A 9,419-nucleotide genomic window follows, 5' to 3' on the forward strand; every position below is an offset into this window, starting at 1 on the left:
CAAGACTTGCGTGAAGTGCCGCGCCGCCAGCGGGCGGGCAGCGCCAGGCCGGTGGCTTGGTACGCTCAGAAGCACACGTAGCGGGATGACGCGATTCGGGCAGCCTATGCATCTGGGGGATTCAGCATGCGGGAGGTGGGTGAGCACTTCGGCTTGCATTACTCAGTGGTCAGCAGGGTGATTTCTCGTGCACGAAACAAGACCTGACCCCATGTTTCATGTTTGCGCCAAGGTCGAATCAACTGTATCTAAATGCTCTGACACAGTCGGCTGTCGTGAGTATATTGTTCTGCATTACGAAAAAGGCATTCCCAAAAATCTCGTAGAGAACGTGAGTTTCAAGATCGTTGTAAACGGAAAAGAAAAAGTCATCTCCTATACAATCCCGCTTGAATATAAATATCACTACTCATTCTGGGATGTCATGCTGGGGGTATAAATGGTTAACAATGCTATCAACTTGTCGCCTTTTCCGTTGCTCGCTTTGTGGTTTAACGCTACGCTACCACAAAACCATCAACTCCAAAGCCGCAATTTATAGCGGCGTTATGCGCTTTCAAAATACAAAACGGTGGGGTAAGCATGAATCTCAAAGTCATTGGCGCTGGTTTTGGTAGGACAGGAACTTTGTCGGTATGCACGGCCCTCAACCAGCTGGACTTTCCGTGTTATCACATGTTTGAGGTGCTCGAGAATAAGGAAAACAAGTCACACCTTGATTTCTGGCGAAAAGTTGCCAACGAGGAGCCGGGCACTCAATTTCAGTGGAATCAGGTTTTCTCAAAGTACTCGGCCGCTGTAGATAACCCGGCATGTTGTGTGTGGCGTGAACTCATGACCGCCTATCCTGATGCTAAGGTCGTGCTAACCGTGCATCCCCGAGGGGCTGAAGCTTGGTACGAAAGCACCATGGACACTATTTACTTCACCGAGTCGTTGTGGCAGTTCAAGGTCCTAGAACTCTTGACGCCATTCGGAAGGAAGATGGGTGACATGTCTCGCAAGCTGATTTGGCAACGATCACACAAAGGAACCATGAGAGATCGGAGCAAAGCGATTGCTCATTATCATCAGCATATTGAGGAGGTGAAAAAATCTGTGCCAGCAGAGAGGCTTCTGGTCTTTTCCGTAGATCAGGGTTGGAAACCACTTTGCGAATTTTTAGGCGTCGCCGAGCCATCGACTGAGTTCCCCAATGTTAATGATCGTGCCGCCATCAAGCGGACAATTGCAGGAGTTACTCGAGGGGCCTATTTTATCCTTGGTATAGCCTTTATCGCTGTTGCTGGTTTGATATACGGATTAGTGAAAGCATTGGCCTAGGGAAACACTGATCTATTCACACCACCAAGACGGAGTCGGCTTTCCCGCAAGCCTGCGTTGCGAAGCGCGTCCATGCGCTTCGCCCTTCGGGCCGGCCTCCGGCCGTCCGAATACGTTCTACACGCATTCGTGTCGTTCGCGCATTTGGAACGACCAAATTTCACTTCTCGCGCCTTGCTTGGCCTGTTTTCAGGCAGCAACTTGGTGGTGTGAATAGATCAGTGTTTCCCAAGTTCAGCGTCGAGCTTATCCAGAACCCGAAGGCCTTTCTTTACGGAGCCGCGAGCGGCCATTGCACGAAACCGGGTTTCAGAATCGAATTCGGCAATGGCCTGGGTCGAGAGCTCTTCCATCAGCTTGTTCACACTGATGTGGCGTCGTTTGGCGAGTGCTTTGAGTCGCAGGTGCTTGTCGTCTGGAAGGCGAATTGTCAGCGTAGCCATATCAGTTATCTCCAAGCAGTTCGCCCGGAGTCATGATGCTGATCTCCGGAAATCGAAGCTGGCTCGTCCGGAAGTCCCGGACATTGTTCGTCACCACTGTTTCTGCGTTACCGCCAATGGCGAGTTCAAGAACATGGTTGTCGCCCTCGTCGCTGAGATTCGGGCGCCAGAGGTAGTAGATGGATATCCACTCACACACTGAACACAAGGCATCGACCAAGTCTTGGATCTCGCCCGCTGTGGCGGGGCACAGGTCCAATATGTCGCCGCGCGTTGTCACATCCTCATATTCCAGAAACAGCGCGTTACTGATGAGTGGCTTGTACTCTCCGAGGAGGCTGCGGCGCAGAACTTCTCGGTTCGTGCCGGAGTCGCTGATCAACGCTCCTGCGAGGACATTGGTGTCGATGACAATGCGTGGAGGCATGCTGCATATGATAGCGCATGTGCTATCAGTTATTCAGGGCGTATCGTGTCGTGTATGGACTCCTGCCGCAACGGGTGGTTGAGGACTCATCGATCGGTGCTTCATTAAAGGTTTTGTCGAGCCTGCCGATCCCCGAGGCACACACCTCTACGGCTCGTCCGATGTCCACCGGCCTGATCGATTCCATTAATCGCCGTACTCAGCTCGCCGGGTACAACCGCCTGGCGTTGCTGCTGTTCCGGCTGGGTGGCCAGGAGCTGTTCGGTATTAATGTGTTCAAGGTGCAGGAGGTCGTGCAGGCGCCCAAGCTCACCTGGGTGCCGGCGGCGCATTCGCATGTGCGCGGTGTTGCGCCGGTGCGCGGGCGGATGATTCCGGTGCTGGATCTGGCGGCCGCGGTGCAGGCTGCGCCGCCGGCGGATGAGCCGCGCTATCTGATCGTGGCCGAGTTCAACCGGCGGGTGCAGGGGTTTCTGGTGCACGGTGTCGAGCGCATCGTGAATGTGGATGTTGGCGAGGTGACGCCGCCGCCAGCCAGCGCCGGGGATGACGGTTATCTGACGGCGGTCACGCGGCTCAAGGATCGGCTGATCCAGATCATCGATGTGGAGAAGGTGCTGGCCGACGTGATTGGCCTGGCTGCCGATCTGGAGGCCTTGCCGGCACACACCGGCGATGCGCGTCAGCGCCGCTGGCGGGTGCTGGTGGCGGATGATTCCAAGGTGGCGCGTATGCAGATTGCCCGCACGCTGGAACAGCTTGATCTTGAGCCGGTGCTGGTGAACGACGGCCGCGAGGCGTTGCGGTTTCTGCGCTCGCAGGCCGAGTCGCGGCAGGGCGATGATGATTTGCTCATGGTGATCTCGGATATCGAGATGCCGGACATGGACGGCTACACGCTGACGACGGAAATACGTCGCGATCCGCGCCTGGAAACCCTCCATGTGTTGCTGCACACCTCGCTGTCTGGCGTGTTCAACCACAGCATGGTGGAGCAGGTGGGGGCGAACCGCTTCGTGCCCAAGTTCAATTCCGACGAGCTGGCTCGCAACGTCATCGAACGCTTGCGAAACAAGGAGTTGGAGCTGGAACAGGCCGCCATGGCCTGATCGCCCGCCCCCTGTTCGTTCACGCCCTGGCGCGGCACGGCGGCGGCGCCGTGGTACATCGCTTGCCTGAAGCCCGGCGAATACGACTCGCTGGAGACTCGGCATGGCGGCCGGACTCGACAAGCTCTACGGAATCCACGCGCAATCGCTGGCATTGCAGCAGCAGCGGTTGCAGCACGTGGCCGCGAACATCGCGAATGCGGATACGCCCAATTACCGGGCCAAGGACATCGATTTTCAGACCGCGCTGGCCCAGGCGGCGGGTGCATCTGACTCGCCTGCTCTCCAGCGAACGAATGACCGGCATCTGAACATCGCCGGCATCGCCACGGCCGCGCCGGCTGGTGTCGCGACCGAACGTGACAGCACGCAGCCCAGCCAGGACGGCAATACCGTTGAACTGCACCGCGAGCAGGCGGCCTTTGCGGATGCCGCGCTGCGTTATCGCGCCAGCCTGCAGTTCGCGCAGGGCCGTCTCACCACGCTGATGTCCGCGATCCGCGGCGAGTAGGGAGGCCAGCATGTCCGACTTTTCCATCTTTCGAATCGCCGGTTCCGCGCTGCAGGCGCAGTCGGTCCGGCTGAACACGGTCGCCAGCAATCTGGCGAATGCCGACACCGTCGCCGGCACGCCGGATGCCGTCTACAAGGCGCGGATGCCGGTGTTCGAAACCGAGCTCAACGCCGCCACCGAACAGGCCGGCGTGCGGGTGAGCGAAATCGTGCAAAGCACCGAAGAGCCCACGCGTATCCACCGCCCCGGCCATCCGGATGCCGACGAGCAGGGATATGTGTACGCCACCAACGTCAACCCGGTTGAGGAGATGGTCAACATGATTTCCGCCAGTCGCTCCTACCAGACCAGCGCCGAGGTGTTGAACACCGGCAAGGATCTGATTCTCAAGACATTGGAACTGGGGCGCTGAGATGACAGCCATTGGCGATAGCAGCCTCACCGGCCTGTTGGGCGGCACGAGTTCCGGCGCGGCGGCTGAAAACACGGCCACGCAAAACATGCTCAATCAGCAGGATTTCTTTTCGCTGATGATTGCCCAGTTCCAGAACCAGGACCCGTTCAAGCCGATGGAGTCGGGCGAGTTTCTGGGGCAGATCGCCCAGTTCAGCACGGTTGATGGCATCCACAGCCTGAATACCGCGTTTGGCGATCTCCAAACCCAGCTCACCTCGGACCAGGCCCTGCAGGCCAGCGCGCTGATCGACCGCGATGTGCTGATCCCGACCTCGACGGTGCGCTACGGCGGCACTGGCGAGGTTTCGGGTCGGGTTGATGTGCCGCTGGGCGCCGACCGGGTCACGGTCGAGGTGGTCGATGGCAGCGGCCAGACAGTGCGCAGTTACTCGGCGGCGGGCGCCGCCCTGGACGCGCAATTCGAATTCAGCTGGGACGGGCGCGACGCCGAAGGCAACGCCATGCCCGCTGCCGATTACACGGTGCGCGTGCGCGCCGGCCAGGGCGACGCCGAAGTCGCGCTGGTGCCCGAACTGGCCGGTCGCGTCAGCGCTGTTCGTATGGGCGCCAGCGGCCTGTTGCTCGAAGTCGCCGGGTTTGGCGACGTGCCGTTTTCCAGCATTTCCCGCATCGCCTGAGGAGGCTTTCGCATGCCGTTCAATATTGCACTGAGTGGAATCAACGCCGCCTCGGCGGATCTGAACACCACCGCACACAACATTTCCAACGCCAACACCACCGGCTTCAAGCAGTCGCGCACCGAGTTTGCGGACGTTTACGCCGCCGGCGCATTCGGCCTGTCGTCGGTGAACCAGGGGTCCGGCGTGCGGGTTGCCGCCGTGTCGCAGCAGTTCACCCAGGGCACGATCAACTTCACCGAGAATCCGCTGGATCTGGCGATTAACGGCGAGGGGTTCTTCACCGTGTCCCAGGGCGGGGAGACCGGCTACACCCGCGCCGGTTCGTTCCAGCTCGACCGCGATGGCTACGTCGTTAACGCCTCCGGCCAGAACCTGCAGGTGTTTCCGCCGGTCGGCACCGGTGGCTTTGCCACTGGCGGGCTGGAGTCGTTGCAGCTGGCCTCGACAGAAAACCCGCCGCAGGCCTCCGGCGAACTGGTCGTGGGCGTCAATCTGCCGGCGAATGCCGATGTGCCGGCCATCACGCCGCTGGACCCGGCTGATCCTGATTCCTACAACCACACCACGTCGATGACGGTTTACGACTCGCTGGGCGCCGCGCACACCGCCAGCTTTTTCTACACCAAGGATGCGGCGGCCAATACCTGGAACGTGCAGGCTTATGTGGATGGCGCCGCAGTGGGCAACGCGCAGCAGATCGCCTATGACACCAGCGGCCAGCTCGTGACCCCGGCCGGTGGCGCGCTGACGCTGCCGGCGCATCCGGTGAACACCGGCGCGGCCGATCTGAATCTGACCGTCGATGTCGGCGAAACCAGCCAGTACGGCGAAAGCTTCGCCGTGAACAATCTTTCGCAGGACGGCTATACCACCGGCCGCCTGAGCGGGCTGGAAGTGACCGATGAGGGCATCGTCCAGGCGCGGTTCACCAACGGTCAGGCGACACCGCTGGGCCAGCTTGCCATTGCCAACTTCAACAATGTGCAGGGTCTGCAGGCGCAGGGTGACAACTTCTGGACCGCGACCTACGGCTCTGGCGAGGCCCGGCTGGGCGTGGCAGGCAGTTCCGATCTAGGGCTGGTGCAGTCCGGTGCGCTGGAAGGCTCCAACGTCGACCTCACCGAACAGCTGGTGAAGATGATCACCGCGCAGCGCAGCTTCCAGGCCAATGCGCAGACGATCTCGGCGGCCGACACCATCACCCAGACCATCATCAATATCTAGGGCCTGAGGGGAGCCGCACCATGGACAAGTCGATCTACACCGCGATGTCGGGCGCCGTGCGCACACTCACGGCGCAGTCGACGGTGTCCAACAACTTGGCCAACGCCTCGACGGTGGGTTTTCGCGCCGAGCTGGCCATGGCCACGACCGCGCCGGTGGATGGCGACGGCCTGCCGACGCGGGTGGCCTCGACCTTCGGCGGGGCCGCCTTCGATCCGTCGGTCGGCACGCTGATGACCACCGACCGCCCGCTGGACGTCGCCGTACGCGGCAGCGGCTGGATCGCGGTGCAGGATGCCTCCGGCGAGCCCGCCTACACCCGCAATGGCGAGTTGCAGATCGATGCACTCGGGCAGCTGGTGACCAGCCGCGGCGAGCTGGTGCTGGGCGATGGCGGACCGATCGCGATACCGCCCCATGAGAACGTGACCATCGCCGACGACGGCACGGTGTCGGTGATTCCGCAGGGTCAGGGTGGCGCGGTGCAGGCCACGGTGGCACGTATCCGCGTCGACAACATTCAGCCGCAGGCGATGCGCCGTGGCGACGATGGTTTGTTTCGTCCGGGCGAGGACGCGGCAGTCGAGCCCGCAGCCGGCGCGGCGTTGTCCGTCGGCACGCTGGAATCGTCCAACGTCAATCTGGCGCAGTCGCTGGTCGAGATGATCGCGCTGTCCCGTCAATTCGAACTACAGGTCAAGGCCATACGCAGCGCCGACGAGAACGCCCAGGCGGCGGCTGCGGTGATGCGGATCAACGGCTAGGAGCACATACGATGAATTCAGCACTTTGGGTCGCCAAGACCGGACTGGACGCGCAGCAGTCGCGGATGTCCGTGGTCTCGAACAATCTGGCCAACGTCAACACCACCGGGTTCAAGAAGGGGCGGGCGAGCTTCGAGGATCTGCTGTTCCAGCACGTGAAGCAGGTTGGCGCGCCCACGTCGCAGCAAACCGATTCGCCGACGGGGCTGTCGCTGGGCACGGGCGTGCGCGTGGGTGCCACGGAGAAGACCTTTGCCCAGGGCAATCTGCAGCAGACCAGCAATCCGCTGGATCTGGCGATTAATGGCCGTGGCTTCTTTCAGGTCTTGCTGCCTGACGGCACTGCGGCCTACACCCGCGATGGCAGCTTTCAGATCAGCGCCACCGGAGATCTGGTGACATCGAACGGTTACGCCGTGCAGCCGGGCATCAATATTCCCGATGGTGCGCAGACGCTCACCGTGGGTTCGGACGGCACGGTGGCGGTGCAGTTCGCCGGCGAATCACAACCGCAGCAGGTCGGCACGCTGCAAATCACCGATTTCGTCAATCCGGCCGGTTTGCAGCCGCAGGGCAACAACCTGTTCACCGAGTCCGGCTCCAGCGGCCCGCCGCAGACCGGCACGGCCAGCCTGAACGGCCTGGGGTCGCTGATCCAGGGATCGCTGGAAGCCTCCAACGTCAATGTCGTGGAAGAGCTGGTGAACATGATCGAGACCCAGCGCGCCTACGAGATGAACTCCAAGGCGATCTCCACGGTGGATCAGATGCTGTCTTACGTGAACAACAACCTGTAGCCGCCATGCAGCCTGTCATTCTTGTTGCAGCACTGGCGCTGGCCGTCTTGGCCGGCTGCGCCAGCTCGCCGAATCCGGCCGAAGGCCTGCCGGCCGTGCCGCAGATCGCCCCGGTGCAGCCCACGGCCGGGGCGATTTACGCGCCGGGTCGCGGGCTGGCGCTGTTCAATGATCGTCGCGCCGGGCAGGTGGGCGACGTGATCACGGTGATTCTCAGCGAGCAGACCAACGCCCAGAAGCAGGCCTCGGCCAGCACCGGCAAGTCCACCGGCATCGATATCGGCGCGCCCAGTCTGTTCGGTGGCGCGGTGACCGCCAACGGGCTGGAGTTTCTGGGCGCCAGCGTGGATGCCAATCGCGATTTTTCCGGCACCGGCAACGCCAGTCAGAGCAACAGCCTGAGCGGTTCGCTGTCGGTGGTGGTGACCGAGCAGCTGCCCAATGGCCTGCTGGTGATCATCGGCGAAAAGCGTTTACGCCTGAACCAGGGCGACGAGATTCTGAAGATTTCCGGGCTGGTGCGTCCCGAGGATATCCAGCCGGACAACACCATCGCCTCGACGCGTGTTGCCAATGCGTCGATCAGCTACAGCGGCCGGGGCGCGCTGGCCGATGCCAATGCCAAGGGCTGGCTGGCCCGCTTCTTTGACAGTGCCTGGTGGCCGCTATGAACCGATTCGTTGCGAGTGCTGTGCTGGGTCTGCTGCTGGCCGTCGCCACACCAGTGGCCCAGGCCGAGCGGGTCAAGGATCTGGCCAGCGTGGCGGGTGTGCGTGGCAACCCGTTGGTCGGCTACGGGCTGGTGGTCGGGTTGGATGGCACGGGCGATCAGTCCAGCCAGGCACCGTTCACCACCCAAACCCTGCGCAACATGCTCACGCAGCTGGGGGTGACGATTCCGCAGAACGTGAATCCGCAGCTCAAGAATGTCGCGGCGGTTGCGATCCATGCCGAACTGCCGGCCTTCGCCAAGCCCGGCCAGAAGCTGGACATCACCGTCTCATCGATTGGCAATGCCAAAAGCCTGCGCGGCGGGGCGTTGTTGATGGCGCCGCTCAAAGGGGCGGATGGGCAGGTCTACGCCATCGCCCAGGGCAATCTGGTGGTTGGCGGCTTCGGTGCGTCGGGCCTGGACGGTTCGCGCATCTCGGTCAATATTCCCAGCGCCGGGCGGATTCCGGGCGGGGCCATGGTCGAACGCAGCGTGGTCAACGGTTTCGCCACCCGATCCGAGGTGCTGCTAAACCTGCACACGCCGGACTTCACCACCGCCACCCGGCTCGCCGGGGGCGTGAATGACTTGCTGGGCGAGCGGACCGCGAGGGCGATGGACGCGGTGACGGTTGCCGTGCGCGCGCCGGCCGACGCCGACATGCGTGTGGCGTTTCTGTCCGTGCTGGAAAACCTGGACATCGAGCCCGGCGACGCGCCGGCGCGGGTGGTCATCAACAGCCGCACCGGCACGGTGGTGATCGGCAGCCACGTGCGGGTGCATCCGGCTGCGGTGACCCATGGTTCGCTGACGGTCACCATCCGTGAGGATGCCCAGGTAAGCCAGCCGAATCCCTTCGGCGGTGGCAACACCGCCATCGTCGCGGACTCGGGCATCGCCATCGATCAGGACGCCAACCGGATGTTCCTGTTCGATTCCGGCGCGACGCTGGAGGCGATTGTCGGTGCCGTGAACCGTGTGGGCGCCGCGCCGGGTGATCTGGTCGCGA

Annotated in this window: 12 protein-coding genes; 10 read left to right on the forward strand and 2 right to left on the reverse strand. The window is 62.0% G+C overall.

Features of this window, described 5'->3' with window-relative positions; all coding sequences use genetic code 11:
* The first annotated feature begins 582 nt into the window (after positions 1-582).
* Complete coding sequence (locus ACE1EY_RS00475) at positions 583-1,323, forward strand: sulfotransferase family protein (protein WP_300354695.1); 741 nt, start codon at positions 583-585, stop codon at positions 1,321-1,323.
* Positions 1,324-1,541: 218 nt separating this feature from the next.
* Here ACE1EY_RS00475 and ACE1EY_RS00480 read toward each other — a convergent pair whose 3' ends face one another.
* The gene (locus ACE1EY_RS00480; protein ID WP_291512202.1) at positions 1,542-1,766 is read right to left on the reverse strand and encodes a hypothetical protein; all 225 of its coding nucleotides are present in this window, start codon (positions 1,764-1,766) and stop codon (positions 1,542-1,544) included.
* 1 nt (position 1,767) lies between these two features.
* A complete protein-coding gene (locus tag ACE1EY_RS00485) occupies positions 1,768-2,193 on the reverse strand; it encodes a putative toxin-antitoxin system toxin component, PIN family (RefSeq protein ID WP_291512203.1) in 426 nt (141 codons plus the stop codon).
* 161 nt (positions 2,194-2,354) lie between these two features.
* On the opposite strand from ACE1EY_RS00485, the gene ACE1EY_RS00490 reads away from it, so the two are divergent.
* The 9 genes from ACE1EY_RS00490 to ACE1EY_RS00530 form a co-directional block, all read left to right on the forward strand.
* On the forward strand, positions 2,355-3,302 hold the full coding sequence (locus ACE1EY_RS00490; protein ID WP_370299188.1) for a chemotaxis protein: 948 nt from the start codon (positions 2,355-2,357) through the stop codon (positions 3,300-3,302).
* Between the two features lie 103 nt (positions 3,303-3,405).
* Positions 3,406-3,813 (forward strand): flagellar basal body rod protein FlgB, encoded by a 408-nt coding sequence (gene flgB, locus ACE1EY_RS00495; protein ID WP_291512205.1) that lies wholly within the window; start codon positions 3,406-3,408, stop codon positions 3,811-3,813.
* A 10-nt stretch (positions 3,814-3,823) separates the two neighbouring features.
* Positions 3,824-4,228, forward strand: coding sequence for a flagellar basal body rod protein FlgC (gene flgC / locus ACE1EY_RS00500; protein WP_291512206.1), 405 nt, complete (start codon positions 3,824-3,826; stop codon positions 4,226-4,228).
* 1 nt (position 4,229) lies between these two features.
* A complete protein-coding gene (locus tag ACE1EY_RS00505; protein ID WP_291512207.1) occupies positions 4,230-4,910 on the forward strand; it encodes a flagellar hook assembly protein FlgD in 681 nt (226 codons plus the stop codon).
* 12 nt (positions 4,911-4,922) lie between these two features.
* The gene (flgE, locus tag ACE1EY_RS00510; RefSeq protein WP_291512208.1) at positions 4,923-6,137 is read left to right on the forward strand and encodes a flagellar hook protein FlgE; all 1,215 of its coding nucleotides are present in this window, start codon (positions 4,923-4,925) and stop codon (positions 6,135-6,137) included.
* Positions 6,138-6,157: 20 nt separating this feature from the next.
* Complete coding sequence (gene flgF / locus ACE1EY_RS00515; protein WP_291512209.1) at positions 6,158-6,901, forward strand: flagellar basal-body rod protein FlgF; 744 nt, start codon at positions 6,158-6,160, stop codon at positions 6,899-6,901.
* Positions 6,902-6,912: 11 nt separating this feature from the next.
* Positions 6,913-7,698, forward strand: a complete 786-nt coding sequence (flgG, locus tag ACE1EY_RS00520) for a flagellar basal-body rod protein FlgG (protein WP_291512210.1) — start codon at positions 6,913-6,915, stop codon at positions 7,696-7,698.
* 5 nt (positions 7,699-7,703) lie between these two features.
* Positions 7,704-8,369: a flagellar basal body L-ring protein FlgH gene (gene flgH / locus ACE1EY_RS00525; protein ID WP_291512211.1), complete on the forward strand. Its 666-nt coding sequence runs from the start codon at positions 7,704-7,706 to the stop codon at positions 8,367-8,369.
* Positions 8,366-9,419: flagellar basal body P-ring protein FlgI (locus ACE1EY_RS00530; protein ID WP_370299189.1), on the forward strand; the 1,054-nt coding region annotated here is incomplete at its 3' end. The genes flgH and ACE1EY_RS00530, both read left to right, overlap by 4 nt.

Source organism: Abyssibacter sp. (assembly GCF_964229365.1).
Lineage (GTDB): Bacteria > Pseudomonadota > Gammaproteobacteria > Nevskiales > OUC007 > Abyssibacter.